The 18,356-nt window shown below is 62.4% G+C and carries 18 protein-coding genes; 9 read left to right on the plus strand and 9 right to left on the minus strand.

The window, feature by feature from the left end; genetic code table 11:
- Nucleotide 1: 1 nt before the first annotated feature.
- From dxr to pyrH, 5 genes are all read right to left on the minus strand, one after another.
- Nucleotides 2-1,174 (minus strand): 1-deoxy-D-xylulose-5-phosphate reductoisomerase, encoded by a 1,173-nt coding sequence (dxr, locus tag AC0KW6_RS02735; protein WP_474034004.1) that lies wholly within the window; start codon nucleotides 1,172-1,174, stop codon nucleotides 2-4.
- Nucleotides 1,175-1,190: 16 nt separating this feature from the next.
- Nucleotides 1,191-1,967 carry a phosphatidate cytidylyltransferase gene (locus AC0KW6_RS02740; protein WP_474034005.1) on the minus strand — a complete coding sequence of 259 codons (777 nt, stop codon included), beginning with the start codon at nucleotides 1,965-1,967 and terminating at the stop codon, nucleotides 1,191-1,193.
- Nucleotides 1,964-2,722 carry an isoprenyl transferase gene (locus AC0KW6_RS02745; RefSeq protein ID WP_323778117.1) on the minus strand — a complete coding sequence of 253 codons (759 nt, stop codon included), beginning with the start codon at nucleotides 2,720-2,722 and terminating at the stop codon, nucleotides 1,964-1,966. The genes AC0KW6_RS02740 and AC0KW6_RS02745 overlap by 4 nt, the downstream gene beginning before the upstream one ends.
- Before the next feature lie 8 nt (nucleotides 2,723-2,730).
- Complete coding sequence (frr, locus tag AC0KW6_RS02750) at nucleotides 2,731-3,294, minus strand: ribosome recycling factor (protein WP_129370698.1); 564 nt, start codon at nucleotides 3,292-3,294, stop codon at nucleotides 2,731-2,733.
- Between the two features lie 266 nt (nucleotides 3,295-3,560).
- Nucleotides 3,561-4,310: a UMP kinase gene (gene pyrH / locus AC0KW6_RS02755; RefSeq protein WP_024090297.1), complete on the minus strand. Its 750-nt coding sequence runs from the start codon at nucleotides 4,308-4,310 to the stop codon at nucleotides 3,561-3,563.
- A gap of 129 nt (nucleotides 4,311-4,439) precedes the next feature.
- On the opposite strand from pyrH, the gene miaA reads away from it, so the two are divergent.
- The 6 genes from miaA (at nucleotide 4,440) to AC0KW6_RS02785 (ending at nucleotide 12,807) form a co-directional block, all read left to right on the plus strand.
- Complete coding sequence (miaA, locus tag AC0KW6_RS02760; RefSeq protein WP_323778116.1) at nucleotides 4,440-5,300, plus strand: tRNA (adenosine(37)-N6)-dimethylallyltransferase MiaA; 861 nt, start codon at nucleotides 4,440-4,442, stop codon at nucleotides 5,298-5,300.
- A 139-nt stretch (nucleotides 5,301-5,439) separates the two neighbouring features.
- Nucleotides 5,440-6,246 (plus strand): helix-turn-helix transcriptional regulator, encoded by an 807-nt coding sequence (locus tag AC0KW6_RS02765; RefSeq protein WP_474034007.1) that lies wholly within the window; start codon nucleotides 5,440-5,442, stop codon nucleotides 6,244-6,246.
- A gap of 306 nt (nucleotides 6,247-6,552) precedes the next feature.
- Nucleotides 6,553-8,217 carry an ABC transporter substrate-binding protein gene (locus AC0KW6_RS02770; protein ID WP_474034008.1) on the plus strand — a complete coding sequence of 555 codons (1,665 nt, stop codon included), beginning with the start codon at nucleotides 6,553-6,555 and terminating at the stop codon, nucleotides 8,215-8,217.
- Between the two features lie 123 nt (nucleotides 8,218-8,340).
- Nucleotides 8,341-9,393, plus strand: a complete 1,053-nt coding sequence (locus tag AC0KW6_RS02775) for an ABC transporter permease (RefSeq protein WP_024090301.1) — start codon at nucleotides 8,341-8,343, stop codon at nucleotides 9,391-9,393.
- Nucleotides 9,394-9,408: 15 nt separating this feature from the next.
- Nucleotides 9,409-10,623, plus strand: a complete 1,215-nt coding sequence (locus tag AC0KW6_RS02780) for an ABC transporter permease (RefSeq protein WP_323778111.1) — start codon at nucleotides 9,409-9,411, stop codon at nucleotides 10,621-10,623.
- 93 nt (nucleotides 10,624-10,716) lie between these two features.
- Nucleotides 10,717-12,807: an ABC transporter ATP-binding protein gene (locus tag AC0KW6_RS02785; protein WP_323778110.1), complete on the plus strand. Its 2,091-nt coding sequence runs from the start codon at nucleotides 10,717-10,719 to the stop codon at nucleotides 12,805-12,807.
- A 211-nt stretch (nucleotides 12,808-13,018) separates the two neighbouring features.
- Here AC0KW6_RS02785 and AC0KW6_RS02790 read toward each other — a convergent pair whose 3' ends face one another.
- On the minus strand, nucleotides 13,019-13,393 hold the full coding sequence (locus AC0KW6_RS02790; protein WP_474034009.1) for a hypothetical protein: 375 nt from the start codon (nucleotides 13,391-13,393) through the stop codon (nucleotides 13,019-13,021).
- Between the two features lie 116 nt (nucleotides 13,394-13,509).
- Nucleotides 13,510-14,094 (minus strand): lytic transglycosylase domain-containing protein, encoded by a 585-nt coding sequence (locus AC0KW6_RS02795; RefSeq protein ID WP_323778106.1) that lies wholly within the window; start codon nucleotides 14,092-14,094, stop codon nucleotides 13,510-13,512.
- A gap of 233 nt (nucleotides 14,095-14,327) precedes the next feature.
- Between AC0KW6_RS02795 and ssb the strand changes: the two genes are divergently transcribed.
- Entirely contained in the window at nucleotides 14,328-14,849 is a 522-nt protein-coding gene (ssb, locus tag AC0KW6_RS02800) for a single-stranded DNA-binding protein (protein WP_323778104.1), read from the plus strand.
- 72 nt (nucleotides 14,850-14,921) lie between these two features.
- Here ssb and aroB read toward each other — a convergent pair whose 3' ends face one another.
- Together aroB and AC0KW6_RS02810 are read right to left on the minus strand one after the other, a co-directional pair.
- Nucleotides 14,922-16,028: a 3-dehydroquinate synthase gene (gene aroB, locus AC0KW6_RS02805; protein ID WP_474034216.1), complete on the minus strand. Its 1,107-nt coding sequence runs from the start codon at nucleotides 16,026-16,028 to the stop codon at nucleotides 14,922-14,924.
- On the minus strand, nucleotides 16,028-16,618 hold the full coding sequence (locus AC0KW6_RS02810) for a shikimate kinase (protein WP_323783320.1): 591 nt from the start codon (nucleotides 16,616-16,618) through the stop codon (nucleotides 16,028-16,030). Before AC0KW6_RS02810 ends, aroB begins: the two co-directional genes overlap by 1 nt.
- An 81-nt stretch (nucleotides 16,619-16,699) precedes the next feature.
- Here AC0KW6_RS02810 and AC0KW6_RS02815 point away from each other — a divergent pair, with 81 nt between their 5' ends.
- A complete protein-coding gene (locus tag AC0KW6_RS02815) occupies nucleotides 16,700-16,849 on the plus strand; it encodes a hypothetical protein (RefSeq protein WP_323783317.1) in 150 nt (49 codons plus the stop codon).
- Nucleotides 16,839-18,356, plus strand: a complete 1,518-nt coding sequence (locus tag AC0KW6_RS02820; RefSeq protein ID WP_323783314.1) for a hypothetical protein — start codon at nucleotides 16,839-16,841, stop codon at nucleotides 18,354-18,356. The genes AC0KW6_RS02815 and AC0KW6_RS02820 overlap by 11 nt, the downstream gene beginning before the upstream one ends.

Consider the following 18,356-nt stretch of genomic DNA (forward strand, 5'->3'; position numbering starts at 1 on the left):
TCTACCCTATGCGTTCTTCTGCGGCGCGTGCCGCCTGTTGCCGGGCGAGATGGTCAACCCGGGTCACGTTATCAAGTGTCATTGCGGCATCGAGGAGGTCACGTTCCGCTGACATGCGCTCCAGCGCGGTCTCGGTGACGGCCGCCATGTCAGTGAACCGGATACGGCCCGCGATGAAGTCATCGAGTGCCCGTTCCTTTGCAGCGTTGAAGGCTGCGCCCATCATGCCGCCGCGCGCCATCACGTCATAGGCGAGGCGCAGCGCCGGGTACCGGGCCGGGTCCGGCGCACGGAAATTCAGCTGGCCGATGCGGGCCAGATCCAGCCGCTCCACCGGCAGGTCCCGCCGTTCCGGCCAATGCAGCGCGTATCCGATGGCGTGCCGCATATCCGGCGCGCCCAGATGCGCCATCAGCGCGCCGTCGGTGAAACCAACCAGCGCATGGACCAGCGATTCTGGGTGCACAAGCACCTCTATCTTCTCTGGCTGGACACCGAAATACTCTCGTGTTTCAATGACTTCCATCGCTTTGTTAAACATGGACGCGCTGTCGATAGTGATCCGCTGCCCCATGTCCCAATTGGGATGGGACGACGCCTGCGCCAAGCTTGCCTTGGGCAGATCTTCCAGCGGCCAATCGCGGAAAGCACCGCCGGACGCCGTGATGACGATCCGCTCGACTGCATCAATGTCTTCGCCGGCCAGCCCCTGAAACACCGCCGAATGCTCGCTGTCCACCGGCAGCAGCCGGGCGCCGTGTGCCGCAGCCGTCTCCAGCAGCAGCTGGCCTGCGCAGACCAGCGATTCCTTGTTGGCCAGCGCCAGGGTGGTGCCGTGTTTCAGCGCCTCCAGCCCCGGAGCGAGGCCGGCCGCGCCGACGATGGCCGACATGATCCAATCAGCAGGCCGGGCGGCAGCCTCCACCAGCGCCGCCTGCCCTGCTGCGGCCTCGACGCCAGTCCCTTCCAGCGCCGCGCGCAGATCCGGCAGGCGGTCGTCATAGGCAGTTACGGCAACATCAGCCTGCAGCGCAACAGCGTCCCGTGCCAGCCGCGCAATATTGGCGCCGCCGGTTAGCGCCACCACGTCATAGGCGTCCGGCGCGCGGCGGATCAGGTCGATGGTGTTCTGACCTATCGAGCCCGTCGCGCCGAAAATCGAGACTTTCCGCATTGTTCTTCCTGTCTGGTTAACCCCAGAGGGCGGTCACGGCCAGGACCATCGCCGCAGCCCCCAGCATGCCGTCGAACCGGTCGAACAGCCCGCCATGGCCGGGAATCAGCCCGCTGGAATCCTTGACACCCATCTTCCGCTTCAAGGCGCTTTCGGCTGCATCACCGGCTTGGCTGGCCATTGACAACAGCACCGACAGCACCACGATGCCATAACCCAGCCCGGCCTGCCCGGCAAAGACCGCGCCCACGACGGCAGCCGCCAGCCAGCCCGACGCAGTGCCGCTCCAGGTTTTCTTGGGGCTGACCCGCGGCCAGAACTTTGGCCCGCCAATGGCTTTGCCCGCGAAATAGCCCGCAATGTCGGTGGCCACGACGATACAGATCAGCCACAGCATCCAAGCCAAGCCCATCTGGCCGCGCAGCCAGACAAAGCCGAAACCCGCCAGCAGAACCCACAAGGCAAAGCCGGTGAAATACTGCCGCCGCTCGCGGATCTGGCTGAACCCTGCCGCCACAGGGGCCGCCAGCACCGGCAGCACCCAAAGCGCGGGCAGGAACGACGCCAATAGCAACGCAACAGCAGAGATCGCGCCAAGCTGCAGTGCAATGCTGCTGCGCGCAGGCTGGAGCATGCGCACCAATTCCCACACCATGCCGCCGCTGCACAGCGCAATCAGCACGTTAAACACCAGCCCGCCAGCCCACACGGCATATCCGCCAGCCGCCACCATCACCACGGCAGACAAGGCCCGCGGCAGCAGGTCCGCCCAGCGGCCCCTGGCAGCACTCATGTTTTAACGGCCCCGAAACGGCGGTCCCGGCAGCCATAGCTGTTGCACAGCCTAGCCAGCTCCTCGCCGGAGAAATCCGGCCACAGCGTGTCGATGAACTCGTATTCCGCATAGGCCGACTGCCACAGCAGAAAGTTCGAGATCCGCGCCTCGCCGCTGGTGCGGATCACCAGATCCGGATCCGGCAGCACATGGGTGTCCAAATAACGCGGCAGGGTTTCTTCATCGACTTTGCCAGGATCCAGCCGGCCATCCGCCACATCCTGTGCCAGCCGCTTGGTGGCACGGGCGACCTCGTCGCGGCCGCCGTAGTTCAGCGCGATGGTCAGCTGGGTGCCGTCGTTGCCTTCGGTTTTCAGTTCCAGCTTGTCCATCAGGTCGATCAGCTTGGCATCCAGCCGCACCCTGTCACCGATAAAGCGCACCCGGACATTGCGCTCCGCCAGAGCGTTCATCTCCTTGGAGATATAACGCCGGAACAGGCTCATCAGACCGGCGACCTCGGTCTGGGTGCGTTTCCAGTTCTCGGTCGAGAAGGCAAAGATGGTCAGGTATTTCACGCCCAGACCCGGGCAGCACTCGACAACTTCCCGCACCCGGCGCGCGCCGGCATGGTGACCGAACAGCCGCGGCCGCCCGCGGGCCTGCGCCCAGCGGCCATTGCCGTCCATGATAATGGCCACATGGCGCGGGCCGGAACGGACCGCCGGAGAGTTTCCGGCGGCGCTCAATTGCGGATTTGCATCTCCTGGCATACTGCCGGTCAGACCTGCATGATCTCGGCTTGCTTGGTCTCAAGCGCCTCGTCCACAGCTTTGATCATCTTGTCGGTCAGCTCCTGCACTTCGGCTTCCCAGAACTTCTGATCGTCTTCCGACATGCCGTCGGCTTTGGCCTTCTTGATCTGGTCCATACCGTCGCGGCGCACGTTGCGGATCGAAACCCGGCCATGCTCGGCATACTGGCCGGCAACTTTGGTCAGTTCGCGGCGGCGTTCTTCGTTCAGCTCCGGAATCGGCAGCATGATGATGGTGCCGTTTAGCTGCGGGTTGATCCCCAGCCCGGATTCGCGGATTGCCTTTTCGACCTTGCCGACCAGGCCCTTGTCCCAGACGTTGATAGTAACCATGCGCGGTTCCGGCACGTTTACAGTGCCGACCTGGTTGATCGGCGTCATCGAGCCATAGGCATCCACCATCACCGGCTCCAACATCGAGCCAGAGGCCCGGCCGGTGCGCAAGGATGCGAATTCGGTCCGCAGGTTGGCCATGGCACCGTCCATACGGCGCTTAAGGTCGTCGGTATCCAGTTCAAAATCATCAGACATGCTGCTCTCTCCCCTTATCTGAGGCGGTCTTCCATTGGCTCATAAGCCATTGGAAGGCTGATGTATAGCGATGTCGGCCAGGATTTGCTGCCTCCGGGACCGCATATTGCACCCTTGCCGGTCTCTCCTGTCCTGCAGGAAATTTAGTTTGCTATCAGGCGATTTCACGAAATTGCACTTCCCTGCCAGGGGGGGGGCACCGGAGCAGGGAACAAAAAACGCGGACCGCAATGGGCCCGCGTCCTTCATCAAACCTGGATCACGACTTAGCCGTGCACCTTGGTATAGGTGCCTTCGCCGGCCAGTATGCCGCGGAAGCCGCCCGGCTCATCCAGCGGGAACACGATCAGCGGCAGATTGTTGTCCCGTGCCAGCGCAATGGCCGACGCATCCATCACCTTCAGCCGTTTGGCAAAAACTTCGTCATAGCTGATCTCGTCATAGCGGACGGCATCGGCATGTTCCTTGGGGTCCTTGTCATAGACGCCATCGACCCCGTTCTTGCCCATGAAGATCGCCTCGCAGGCCATTTCATTGGCCCGCAGGGTCGCAGCAGTGTCGGTGGTGAAATACGGGTTGCCGGTGCCCGCCGCAAAGATGCAGACCCGCTTTTTCTCCAGGTGGCGCACGGCGCGGCGGCGGATATAGGGCTCCGCAACTTCATCCATGCGGATCGCCGATATCACCCGGGTAAAAACCCCGAGTTCTTCCAGCGCCGACTGCATGCCAAGCGCATTCATCACCGTGGCCAGCATCCCCATGTAGTCAGCGGTGGTGCGCTCCATCCCCTGCGCCGATCCAGACAAGCCGCGGAAGATGTTGCCGCCGCCGATCACCATACAAATCTCGACCCCCATCTCCTGCACCGACTTCACTTCGCGGGCGATGCGCTGCACGGTCGGCGGATGCAGGCCGAAACCCTGATCGCCCATCAATGCCTCGCCCGAAATTTTCAGCATGACGCGTTTATAGGCGGCGGCCGGATGCAGCTCCGGCTTGTCTTGCGGTTGAGGCATGTTGCACTCCAGAAGATGTGAGGGTTAGTTTGCGCGTAAAATGAAGCAAATCGCTGCCGGTTTCAATCCGCGCAGCGCGCTTTCCGTACAGTATTGCGGAACGCGACCTAACAGACGGATCACGCCTGAATGAACCTGCCTGACATCAACCCGGATCTGCCTGTGCTGATCGCCGGGCCCACCGCTTCGGGAAAGTCGGCGCTGGCGCTGGAGATTGCCGTGCGCCAGGGCGGCATCATCGTCAATGCCGATGCCAGCCAGGTCTATGATTGCTGGCGGGTGATTACCGCCCGCCCTTCCGCCGAGGAAGAAGCGCAAGCGCCCCACGCGCTGTACGGGCATGTGCCCTATGATGCAGATTATTCCGCCGGCCATTGGCTGCGCGAAGTGCTGGAGCTGCTGAACGGGCCTGAGCGGGTGATCATCACTGGCGGCACGGGCCTTTACTTTACCGCCCTGACCGAAGGCATGGCAGACATTCCCGCTACCCCGGCTGCCGTGCGGGCCGAAGGCGACAGCCTGTCCCTTGAAGCGCTGCTGGCAGAGCTGGATCCCAAAACTGCATCCCGCATCGACCTGCAGAACCGGGCCCGGGTGCAGCGCGCCTGGGAGGTGCTGAAGGCCACCGGCCGCCCGCTGGCCAGCTGGCAGGATGATACCCCTGCCCCGGCGCTGCCGCTGACCGGCTGCACCGCCCTGGTGCTCAATTCAGAGAAACCCTGGCTGGAGGCCCGCATCCGCAAACGCTTTGGCCAGATGCTGGATCAGGGTGCGATGGATGAGATCGGCGCAATGCAGAACCGCTACGACCCCGCCCTGCCCTCCTGCAAGGCAATCGGCGTTCCCGAACTGATGGCCTGCGCCCTGGGCCGGATGACGCTGGCGGAGGCTGAAGAACGCGCCGCTATCGCCACCCGGCGGTTCGCCAAACGCCAGCGCAGCTGGTTCCGCGCCCGCATGAAAGATTGGCAGCAGGTGACGCTGGCCTGAGCGCCGCCGCCGGCCAGCCAGCCGGTCAGACCGATAAAAATTTAGACGTTTTCCGTTCTGTCCGGCGAAAACTTGCCAGAATCAGGGTTTCATGCCCTTTTGCATCACATCATATTTAATCCTGCGCCTAAGATATCTGATGCCATTTGATCCGAACCTGTCCGGCGACATTCACGCCGCCCCCTTATCCAGGCTTGCCCCCGACGGCGCCTGGCAAACCGGGCTGGCGCACACCCGCCGCGAACACCTGCTGATCTGGATCACCCGCGGACAGGGGCGCATTTGCGTCAATGGAGTACAGCGTGGCTTTGGCCCTTACAATGCTATCTTCCTTCCGGCCGGAACGCTTTGGTCCGCCGAATTCACCCGCCAGTGCCTAGGGCAGGTTCTGTCGCTATCCGGTCCGCTGACGCTGCCCTTCCCCGACACGCCGGTTCAGAAACGGTTCACCAGCCTTCAGGACCAAGTCAGGCTGACCGCCCTGTTCGAAGCCATCAGCCGCGAGCAGGATGCTCAGCACCCTCTCTGGAACCGCTCTATCCAGGCCCATTGCGAACTTGCTGCGATCGCCTTGCACCGGCAACCGGACCCCGCCGGCCCGGCAGCCCGGCAAACCGCGGCGCAACGCCTGTGCCACGCCTACTGCCGCCGCATCGCCGGTCTGCCCGGCGCCCAGGCCGGCATGGCCGGTCACGCGGCTGCCCTGAAGGTGACGCCAACCCACCTGACGCGTGTCTGCAAAGCCGAGACCGGCAAAAGCGCCGCAGCCCTGCTGACCGAGCGCCAGCTGCATGCCGCCCGCTCGCTGCTGATCTACTCTGACCTGCCGATCCGCGACATTGCTGCTCAGCTGGGGTTTGGCAGCGCCGCCTATTTCACCCGCTTCATTTCCCAGCACGCCGGGCAAACACCCAGCGCATTGCGCAAAGCCACCCGCAACAAGTGACAAAAGTTTGATCCGCCTGCAGATTTTTGTATATTTTCCAGCAAGGGCGGATTTCGTTCCAGTCACTGGGCAGTATTGAACAGTATTCAGCAGCATACCGTTTCAAACCGGGAAAACGACACCCAGAATGTCGTAATTTTACCTTCAAACGCCGAAACTGTGCATTGACGAAACGGCATATCTCTGCCCGAATACAGCTATGGGGAAACTTTAATCCTAAGCGCTTAGCAAAAATGCCCGGCACTCCGCTGGGCCAAAATCCGTTTCGCAAGACAAATGACCAAACGGTATAACAGGGAGACTTAAATGACCAATGACACAATTAATGGAGCACCGGTACATTGGGCCGTCAAAATGCACGCCAAAGAAGTGCTCGATGGCAAGCTCGACCGCCGTGAGTTCCTGACCCGCGCCACCTCACTGGGCGTCACTGCCGCCGCTGCCTATGGCATGATCGGCATGGCCGCGCCGGCCAAAGCTGCAGAGGGCATGCAAGAAGGCGGAACCCTGCGCGTTCAGATGCTGGTCAAGCCGCTGAAGGACCCACGCACCTATGACTGGTCGGAAATGGGCAATTTATCCCGCGGAACCCAAGAGTACCTGGTGGAATACAACAACGACGGCTCCTTCACCGGCATGCTGTTGGAAAGCTGGGAGATCAACGAGGACGCCACCGTCTACACGCTGAACGTCCGCCAGGGCGTCAAATGGAACAACGGCGACGATTTCACTGCCGAAGACGTTGCCCGCAATATCGCCGCCTGGTGTGACAAAGGGCTTGAAGGCAATTCGATGGCCGGCCGTTTTGGAACCCTGATCGACGCTGACTCCGGTCAAGCGGTTGAAGGCGGTATCGAAGTGGTCGACAGCCACACCGTGAAACTGAACCTGCCGAACTCCGATATCTCGCTGATCGCAGGCATGGCGGATTATCCGGCGGCGATTGTCCACTCGTCTTTCCAAACCAATGATTTCCTGTCCAACGTCGGCACCGGCCCTTACCTGCTGACTGAGCTGGACGTGGGCGTGAAAGCAACGCTGGTGCGCAACGAAAATCACACTTGGTGGGGTGAAGCGATTTACGGCACGCCCGCTTTGGACCGCATCGAATATGTCGATTTCGGCACCGACCCGTCGTCCTGGCTGGCTGCATTGGAATCCGATGAAGTCGACATGCTTTATGAATCGGTTGGTGAATTCATCGACGTGATGGACGGCCTTGGCTACAAGAACTCCGAAGTTGTGACCATGTCCACGATCGTGGTCCGGACCAACCAGCTGGCAGAAATCGACGGCAAAAACCCCTATGCCGACAAACGCGTCCGCAAGGCGATCCAGATGGCTGTCGACAACTCTGTCTGCCTTGAACTCGGCTATGGCGGCCGTGGTGAACCTGCCGAAAACCACCATGTCGGCCCAATCCACCCGGAATACTCCGAACTGCCGCCGCAGAAGGTCGACCCTGAAGGTGCCCGTACACTGATGGAAGAAGCCGGAATGATGGATTTCGAACATGAAATCCTGTCGATTGATGACGACTGGCGCCGGAACACCACCGACGCCGTGGCCGCACAGCTGCGCGACGCCGGTTTCAAGGTAAAGCGGACCGTTCTGCCTGGTTCGACCTTTTGGAACGACTGGGTGAAATACCCATTCTCCTCGACCAACTGGAACCACCGCCCGCTGGGCGTGCAGATCTGGGCCCTGGCTTATAAGTCTGGTGAAGCCTGGAATGAATTCGGCTGGTCGAACCCTGAATTCGACGCCCTGCTGGAAGAAGCCCTGTCGATCGCCGACGCTGACAAGCGCCGCGAGATCTCTGCCAAGGGCCAGGCGCTGATTCAAGAGGAAGGCGTTACCATCCAGCCTTACTGGCGTTCGCTCTACCGCCACATGCGCGAAGGCGTTGTCGGCGCGGACATGCACGTGTCCTTCGAACACCATCACTACAAGTGGGGCTGGGCTGCCTAGGCCAAGCCCTTCCAGGCTCCTGGCTCCCGCACCGTCCCGGATGGGGCGGTGCTTCCCAGCTAAGACGACAAGAGACCCGCACCGGCAACCGGGTCCGATCCGCCAGACTGACAGGGGACCCTCATGGGACTATTCATTCTCCGCCGTTCAGGCGTGATGCTGCTGACGGCCCTGTGCCTGACGTTCATCGTGTTCTTCCTGACGAACCTCTACCCGAACCTTGAAAAACTCGCCAAGACCCAGGGCAACTTCCGCATGTCGGATGAAGCCGTGGCCAGCTGGCTGGACGCCAATGGCTATGGCGGTTCCATGGTTTCGAAATACGGCCAATGGCTGGGCGTTCTGCCGGGCTGGACCCGCGAGTCCGAAGACGGCTTCAGCGGCCGCTGCATGACTGGCACCGTCTCGGCTGAAGTGGCCGCCGAAGCCTCGACCTTCTGCGGTATTCTGCAGGGCGACTGGGGCTATTCCACCCGTTTTAAGGACGATGTTTCTTCAATCATCGCAGAGCGGCTGGGCAATACCGGCCGCCTGATGTTCTGGGTGCTGATGCTGATGATCCCATCGGCGCTGATCATCGGCGTGCTGGCCGGGATGCGGGAAGGGTCCGTTACCGACCGGAGCCTGTCGACCGCCTCAATCCTGACCACGGCGACGCCCGAGTATGTGTCCGGAGTTATCTTTATCGCGGTCTTCACGTCCTCCACCGTCGGCCTGAAATGGTTCAAGGGCACCGCGACCTCGGCGATGGACAACCCGAATTTTGAAAACTTCTTCCTGCCGGTGCTGACCATTGCGCTCTACGGCATGGGCTACATCGCCCGGATGACCCGCGCCTCGATGACCGAGGTGATGACCGCGCAGTACATCCGCACTGCCCGCCTCAAGGGGGTGAGCTTCCACAACATCGTTCTGAAGCACGCGCTCCGGAACGCGCTGATTGCCCCTTTCACCGTCATCATGCTGCAGTTCCCCTGGCTGCTGAACGGCGTGGTGATTGTCGAAACCCTGTTCAACTACAAGGGCTTCGGCTGGATCCTGGTGGAAGCGGCGGGCAACAACGACATCGAACTGCTGCTGGCCGTCTCTGTGGTCTCAGTCTTCGTGGTTCTGATCACCCAGCTGATCTCGGATATCGGCTATGTGTATCTGAACCCGCGTATCCGGATCTCATAAGGAAGGCAGCAGAGAATGGAACCTCTTAGCGCAATTGAAATTGCAGGGCGTATTGTCTACCAGCTGTCTCCTGTCTGGATTTCCCTGGTGATCCTTTACGCAGCCTCCATCGGCTTCAAACGGCGGCTTGGCCTTTACGGCAAGCTGTTTGACAGCCCCATCGGCATGATCGGCTTTGGCCTGGTGATGTTCTGGGTGTTCACCGGCGTCTACGGCGCCATGGACATGATCATCACCCATGACCCGCTGAGCCAGCTTTCGGGCATGAAAAACAAGGTGCCCGGCACGCCGCTTCGCAACCCGGAAGAAGGCCAGTACCAATGGTATCTGCTGGGTGGTGACAATCTGGCCCGCGATGTGTTCAGCCGTCTGGTCAAAGGCGCCTGGGAAGTCATCAAGATCGCTCCGATGGCCGCGGTCTTTGCCTTTATGGTGGGGATCACCCTGGGCCTGCCCGCGGGCTACTATGGCGGCCGCCTGGACACCATCCTGTCCTTCGCTGCCAACCTGATCCTGGCTTTCCCGGTGATCCTGCTGTTCTACCTGCTGGTGACCCCGGAAATCGTCGCCACCGGTGTTCCGAACTATATGGCCATCGTGCTGTTCGTGTTCCCGATCATCTTTGTCGGGGTGCTGCTGAACTCGCGCTATTACACCCGCCCCAAGCTGCGCAACTGGATGCTGCCGCTGGTACTGGGAACCATTATCTGGTTCTACCTGCAGCTGGTCTCGAACGGCGGCTATCTGATCAACACGCCGGAATACGCGATCTGGGGCCTGCCCCGGGCGATGGATATGTTCGACATTCCCGGCGGCATCCTGGTGGTGTTTGTTTCGGTGGTCTTCGTCAACTCGCCCACGGTGTTCCGTATCGTGCGCGGCCTGACCCTGGACATCAAAACGCGCGACTACGTGGCTGCGGCCCAGACCCGCGGCGAAGGCCCCTGGTACATCATGCTGTGGGAGATCCTGCCCAACGCCCGCGGGCCGCTGATCGTCGATTTCTGCCTGCGCATCGGCTACACCACCATCCTTCTCGGGACCTTGGGCTTCTTCGGCCTTGGACTGCCGCCGGAAAGCCCGGACTGGGGATCGACCATCAATGACGGCCGCAAGCTGTTGTCGATCTACCTGCACCCGGCGCTGCCGCCTGCCTTCGCTCTGCTGACGCTGGTTCTTGGTCTGAACCTGCTGGCCGACGGCCTGCGCGAAGAGAGCCTCAGGGATTGATCCGGCTGGGGGGCAGGGCCACCAGCCCCCCGGAGAATTGGAGCCAGATGAAGGGGTCCCTTCCCCTCCCGCTCCAACAGGGAGAATAAGACTATGAGTAAAATGGAAGACTACGACGGCCCGATCCTCGAGATTGAAAAGCTGTCGATCTCCTTTTTCACCCGCCTGCGTGAAATCCCGGCGGTGATGGATTTTTCTGTGGCCGTGCAGCCCGGCGAGGCAGTGGGTCTGGTCGGCGAAAGCGGCTGCGGCAAATCCACCGTGGCGCTGGGTGTCATGCAGGACCTTGGCAAAAACGGCCGTGTCGTCGGCGGCACCATCAAGTTCAAGGGCCGCGATCTGGCCCAGATGAGCAGGAAAGAACTGCGCGGCATCCGCGGCAACGAGATCGCGATGATCTATCAGGAGCCTATGGCCTCGCTGAATCCGGCGATGAAGATCGGCAAGCAGCTGATGGAAGTGCCGATGATCCACGAGGGCGTCAGCGAAAAGGAAGCCTACCAGCGCGCACTGGAAGTGGTGACCGACGTGCGCCTGCCCGACCCGGAGCGGATGCTGAACTCCTTCCCGCACCAGCTGTCGGGCGGCCAGCAGCAGCGGATCGTGATTGCAATGGCACTGATGTCGAAACCGTCGCTGCTGATCCTGGATGAACCCACCACCGCGCTCGACGTGACGGTTGAGGCCGCGGTGGTGGAACTGGTCAAGGATCTGGGCAAGAAATACGGCACCTCGATGCTGTTCATCAGCCACAACCTCGGCCTGGTGCTGGAAACCTGCGACCGGCTGTGCGTGATGTATTCCGGCGAGGCGGTGGAACGCGGCTCGATCCACGACGTCTTCGACGAAATGCAGCACCCCTACACCCAGGCGCTGTTCCGCTCGATCCCGCTGCCCGGAGCCGACAAGAACTCGCGCCCGCTGGTGGCCATTCCCGGCAATTTCCCCCTGCCCCACGAACGCCCGCCCGGCTGCAATTTCGGGCCGCGCTGCGACTATTTCGAGCAGGGCCGCTGCGATCAGGACATGGTCATCCCGATGTCGCCCGTGCATGGCAACGACCGCCATGAGACCCGCTGCCTGAGGTTCCAGGAAATCGACTGGAACGCCCCGATTACACTGGGGGAGCAAAAAGAGAAAACCGCGCCTGGCAAGGTTGTTCTCAAGATGGAAAACCTCAAGAAATATTATGAAGTTGCGGCCAACGCCCTGTTCGGCGGCGGCGACAAGAAGGTGGTCAAGGCCAACGAGACGCTCAGCTTCGAGGCGCGCGAATCCGAGACCCTCGCCATCGTCGGCGAATCCGGCTGCGGCAAATCCACCTTTGCCAAGGTGCTGATGGGGCTGGAAACCGCCACCGAAGGCCAGATCCTGCTCGACAACCGCAACATCGAACAGATCCCGATCGAGGAGCGCGACACCAAGACCATCTCCGACGTGCAGATGGTGTTCCAGAATCCGTTCGACACGCTGAACCCGTCGATGACCGTCGGCCGCCAGATCATGCGGGCGCTGGAGATCTTCGGCATCGGCAATTCCGAGGCAGAACGGCGCAAGAGGATGCTGGAGCTCCTGGACCTGGTGAAACTGCCGCGCGCCTTTGCTGACCGGATGCCGCGGCAGCTGTCGGGCGGCCAGAAGCAGCGTGTCGGCATCGCCCGCGCCTTTGCCGGCGGCGCCCGTATCGTGGTGGCGGACGAGCCCGTCTCGGCGCTCGACGTATCGGTGCAGGCCGCCGTCACCGACCTGCTGATGGAGATCCAGCGCAAGGAAAAGACCACGCTGCTGTTCATCTCCCACGACCTCAGCATCGTGCGCTACCTCAGCGACCGGGTGATGGTGATGTATCTCGGCCATGTGGTAGAGCTCGGCACCACCGATCAGGTGTTTGCGCCGCCCTACCACCCCTATACCGAGGCGCTGCTGTCGGCGGTGCCGATTGCCGATACTTCGGTCGAAAAGGAGCACATCGTGCTCGAGGGCGACATCCCTTCGGCGATGAACCCGCCGCCGGGCTGCCCGTTCCAGACCCGCTGCCGCTGGAAATCCGAGGTGCCGGGCAACCTCTGCGAGCGCGAGGTGCCGCCGCAGCACCAGCTGGAAGACGGCCATCAGATTAAATGCCACCTCAGCGACGAGGTGCTGGAGCGGATGAAACCGGTGATCAAGGTCGCCGCGGAGTAATCCCTTGCCGCCAGGCTGACAGACAGTACTGCGCCGCGGCCTCATCAGGCCGCGGCGCCCATTTCAGGTGCAGCGCATCTGCGCGTAACACGCCCGCCAGGACTGGCCTGTGTGCCAAAGCCAGACGCGGCAAAGCAAAAGCCGCGCGCGGCTTATAAGGCAACGCATGGGGGGCCATTTCCCTTCCCCACTCCCACGGGGGCCGTCTTGTTCAGCTCAACAGCAGCACCACGATCATCAACAGGTTCATCGAGGCGAACTGCATCAGCCGCGGCGCTTCTTTCCCTTTGACCGCAGCAATCAGCGCAGCCGTTACCGAGGCCGCCAGCCCGGTCAGCGCCAGGCTTCCGCCGATAGCTCCGGCAAGGCCTGTTTCCGGTCCCCAAGGGGATCCGGCCAAAGCCATACCCTTTAGGCCGGTGCCGATCAGAATGCCGGCAATAGCGCCGGCCAGGCTCAACACCGCACTGCGCGGCTGCCGGGGCAGACGGCTGGTCAGGACACTGTCGATCATCTGCCGCGTTGGAACCGCGCTCGGCTGCCAGTCAATCCGGTTGAGGCGTTCGTCAAAGCTGTTGAAATACACGTCATTCCCTCCAGAACTTGAGGGCAGATTCACGAAAAATTAAGGCAAATGCGTGACAGTGCAGCGGAGTTAACGCGGCATTAAGGGATCTTACCCGCAGGTTAACCCACCAGGCCTCAGCTGCCCCAGATTTTCTTCACATAGTTCTGGGTTTCCTTGTACGGCGGCACCCCGCCGTATTTCTTCACCGCATCCGGACCAGCGTTATATGCCGCGAGTGCCAGCCGCCAGGACCCGAATTTGCGGAACTGCCGCGCCAGATACCGCGCCCCACCCTCCAGGTTCTGCTGCGGCACAGCCGGATTGACCCCCAGCGCCCGCGCGGTGGCAGGCATCAGCTGCGCCAGGCCCAAGGCGCCTTTGTGCGATTTAGCGTTCGGGTTCCAATTGCTTTCCTGCTGCACCAGGCGCAAAAACAGATCTTCTGGCACACCGTGCTGCCGCGCGGCCACCCGCGCCAGCTTCAGGTACTGGCCGCGGTACTTGCCGCTGTAGGGCAGCGTGCCCGCGGCTGAAGGTATCTGATAGGTCTTGGGCTGCAGCCGGTTAGAGTTCCTGTACTGGGTGGCCGCTCGGCCATCCAGAACGCTGGTGTGGGCGGAAAACAAATCCCGCCGGTTCTTGGTACTCAAAACATCGGCGGCGGCAGGCTGCCCTGCCCCGACCAGGGCAATCACCAGCCCTGCAACGGCTTTGCGCATTTCCGCTGTCCCAACACTGTCCCACTTTGCGGGAATATAACCGTTCCAGCGGAAATTTAAAGCAACACGGGCGCAATCCGCCGTCACTGCACCGCAAACTCCTGCAAAACCATCTCCATAGAGCTGCTTTCCTCACCTTGCACAGGTCTATACTGTGCCGACAAAGCAGCCCGGACGGATTCGCGCCGGACCGGTGCTGGACAGGACATTCAGGAATAAAAGGACGGAACCCTATGGCCGGCTCACTCAACAAAGTCATGCTCATCGGCAATCTGGGCCGCGACCCGGAGGTGCGCAGCTTTCAGAACGGCGGCAAGGTGTGCAACCTGCGCATCGCCACCTCGGAAAACTGGAAGGACCGCAACACCGGTGAACGCCGCGAGCGGACCGAATGGCATTCCGTCGCGGTCTTCAGCGAGGGGCTGGTGCGGGTGTGTGAACAATATCTGCGCAAGGGCTCCAAGGTTTATGTCGAGGGCCAGTTGCAGACCCGCAAATGGCAGGACCAGAGCGGCCAGGACCGTTACTCCACCGAGATCGTGCTGCAGGGATTCGGCGGCACGCTGACCATGCTGGACGGCCGCGGTGAAGGCGGCGGCGGTGGCGGCCAGGGTGGCGGCGGCTACGGCGGTGGCAGCCAAGGCGGTGGATATGGCGGCGGCTATGACAGCGGCCCGCAAGGCGGCGGCAACCAGGGCGGCGGTTTCGGCGGAGGTGCCTCGCACAACATCGACGACGACGAAATTCCGTTCTAAGAGCTGGATATCAGAAAACAAAAAAGGGCAGCCCTGCGGCTGCTCTTTTCTTTTTGCAAGACTAAGGTCTGATCAGGCGCCCGCGTCACGCAGCACCGACAGCACCGCCTTGGGCGGGACATCGGCGGTGACAAAGGCCTCGCCGATGCCGCGCGCAAGGATAAACCGCAGCTGGCCGGCAACGACCTTTTTGTCTTGTCCCATCAAGTCCACTAGCACCTCCGCCCCCGGCAGATCGCCCGGAATATCGGTCAAATCGGTCTTCATTCCCATCGCCTTCAGATGCGCCCGCACCCGGCTGGGATCCTCCTGGGAACACAGCCCCAGCCTGGCCGACAGCTCAAACGCCAAGGCACAGCCGATGGCCACGCCCTCGCCATGCAGCAACCGGTCCGAATAGCCTGTGGCGGCTTCCAGCGCGTGGCAAAAGGTATGACCCAGATTCAACAGCGCCCGGTCGCCCTGTTCGGTTTCGTCGCGCACAACGATATCCGCCTTCATCTGAACCGAGCGCGCCACCGCCTCGACCCGCGCTGGGACATCGCCTTCAGCCAGTGCAGGACCATGCTCTTCGAGCCAGGCAAAGAAATCCGCATCGCCCAGAAGCCCGTATTTCACCACTTCGCCATAGCCGGACAGAAAATCGCGCGGCGTCAGTGTTTCCAGAACGGATGTATCAGCCAGGACAAGCGACGGCTGATGGAAGGCCCCGATCAGGTTCTTGCCCTGCGGCGCGTTGATGCCGGTTTTGCCGCCCACCGAACTGTCAACCTGTGCCAGCAGCGAGGTCGGGATCTGCACAAACCGCACCCCCCGGCGCAGCACCGCAGCCGCAAAGCCCGCAAGATCGCCGATCACGCCGCCGCCGAAGGCAACAACCACGTCGCCCCGCTCGACCTTCTGCTCCAGCAGCCACTCAACCGCACGGCTGAATTGCGGCCAGCCCTTGGTCGCCTCGCCCGGCGGCAGCGCCAGCACACTCATCTCAACGCCTGCAGCGGCCAGCCCGGCGCGCAATCCCTCCAGGTGTTTTTCCGCCACTGTTTCGTCCGTCACCACCGCCACCTGCGGCCGCGTCAGCAACGGCTTGATCCGCGCCCCCGCCTGCGCCAGCAACCCGGGCGCAATCACCACATCATAGGCCCGCTCGCCCAGAGGCACGTGAACCTTGCGTTCCATCATGTCCACTCCAATACATCGGGGCGCGCCTGCAAGGCTTCCAGCACCCGGTCAACCATGGTTTCAATTGCCGCCTGGCTGTCCGAAACGACGGTCAGGTCCGCCTTTGCATAAAGCGGCACCCGGTCGCGGAACAGGCCGCTGAGGGTCGCACGCGGATCAGCCGTGCGCAGCAGCGGCCGGGTGTCGCGGTGGCGCACCCGGTTCCACAGAACGTCCAGATCGGCCTGCAGCCAGACCGAGACCCCTTTGGCGGTAATCACATTGCGGTTTTCTTCCGCCAGAAAGGCGCCGCCGCCCGTCGACAGGACACCGCGTTCTTCCTCCAGCAGCCGGGCGATCACCTGCCGTTCCTTTTGGCGGAAGAACGGCTCGCCATCGCGGGCAAAAATCTCGGGGATCGTCATATTGGCTGCGGCCTCGATTTCGTGGTCGCTGTCCAGGAAAGGCACATCCAGCCGGGCCGCCAGCGCGCGCCCCACGGCGGTCTTGCCGGCCCCCATCATACCCACCATCACGATGGTCTTTTTCAGTTTCCCCGGCACCGGGCCTGCTGCCTTCCGGCCGCTGTCTTGCTCTTTTTCGCTCATTCTTCAGTGAATGACGTGATCTTGCGGAAAAGGGAATATATAACTTCGGCAAAAGAGCAGGAAACAGGCTTTGGATGTACCATGAGGCGATTGATTAAGTACTTGGTCTATTTGGCGGTTCTGGCGGCAATCGGGCTGGTGGGCTATGCATATGTGGGGCCGTGGTTCGGTGCGGATTTCCGCGCGCCCAGCACCGAGGTGCGCAAGCCGGTGTTGCTGAATGCGGATTAAGGCGGCTGCCGCCGGGGTGATGATGGCCGGCAGTGCCTTTGCCAATGAACCCCTGGCGGCAATTGACTGGCTGAACCAGCCGCCGCCGCGCAGTGGCCTTCCCGGCATTGTTCTGCTGGAGCCGCCGGTGGCGGGCACGGCTGCATTCCCGTCAGTCTCGGTCACACCTTTGGAAACGCTGGTGCCTCCCATCGGGCTGGTTCCGGCGTCGGCAACCGGCCTGCCGGCCGATCTGTGGCGCGGCAGCGCTGCCGGCGATATCACCCATCTGATTGAAACCGTTCCGGTGCGCGGCAGCCCGGCGATGCAGGCACTGCTGTTCACCCTGCTGTTGTCGGAAACCCGGCCGCCAGCTGCGGCAGCCGACCGGATTCTTCTGGCCCGGCTGGACCGGCTGCTGGCGCTGGGGGCCACAGACCCCGCCCAGGCACTGGTTGAGCATGCAGGGCCCACGGACAGCAAGGACCGCTTCACCCGCTGGTTTAACGCCACGCTGCTGACCGGCAGCGAGGACGCCTCCTGCGCCGCCCTCACGGCCTCGCCGCATCTGTCAGACAGCTATGCCGCCAGGATCTTTTGCGCAGCGCGGCGCAGCGACTGGCCAACCGCGGCGCTGATGATGGAAACCGCCCACGCGCTGGAGCTGCTGCCCGAAAACCATATGCAGCTGCTGGACCGCTTCCTGAATCCCGATCTGTTCGAGCAGGCACCGCCGCTGCGCCGCCCGGCGGACCCGGATCCGCTGACCTTCCGCCTGTTCGAGAGCATCGGCGAGGCGATGCCCACCGCGCCCCTGCCGCCGGCCTTTGCCGCAGCGGATCTGCGCGACATTGCCGGCTGGAAGGCGCAGCTGGAGGCGGCTGAACGGTTGGCCCGTGGCGGTGCGCTCAACCCCAATCAGTATCTTGGCCTGTTCAGCGCCCGCAAACCCGCCGCATCAGGCGGCATCTGGGACCGGGTTGCGGCGGTTCAGCAGCTGGAAAGCGACCTCAGCTCCGGCAACGCGGACGCCATTGACCGCTCCCTGCCCCGCGCTTGGGAGGCAATGCAGCAGGCGGGCACCGAAACTGTCTTTGCCGACCTCTTCGGCGAACCGCTGGCGCGCGCAAGCCTGAACGGCCAGACCGCCGCGCTGGCCTGGCGCATCCGTCTGTTGTCGCCCTCCTATGAACTCGCCGCGCATGATGCCCAGGCTGCCGGCACGATCGACCCGTTCCTTGCGGCCCTGGCCCAGGGCCGGCCTGATGACACGGCCGCCCCGTCGGAGATGGCTGAAGCCATATCCTTGGGGTTTGACACAACGGCCCCGGTGCCGACCGCGATCCGGCAAATGCTGAACAACGGCCAGCTGGGCGAAGCGATCCTGCGCAGCATGGTGCTGTTTGCCCAAGGTGCCGACGGCAATCTGGGCGACCTGACTGCGGCGCTGGCCGCTTTCCGCGCTGTCGGGCTGGAAGACACCGCCCGCCGCGCCGCCCTGCAGCTGATGCTGCTGGAGCAGCAGTGA

This window comes from Leisingera sp. SA215 (genome assembly GCF_055902035.1).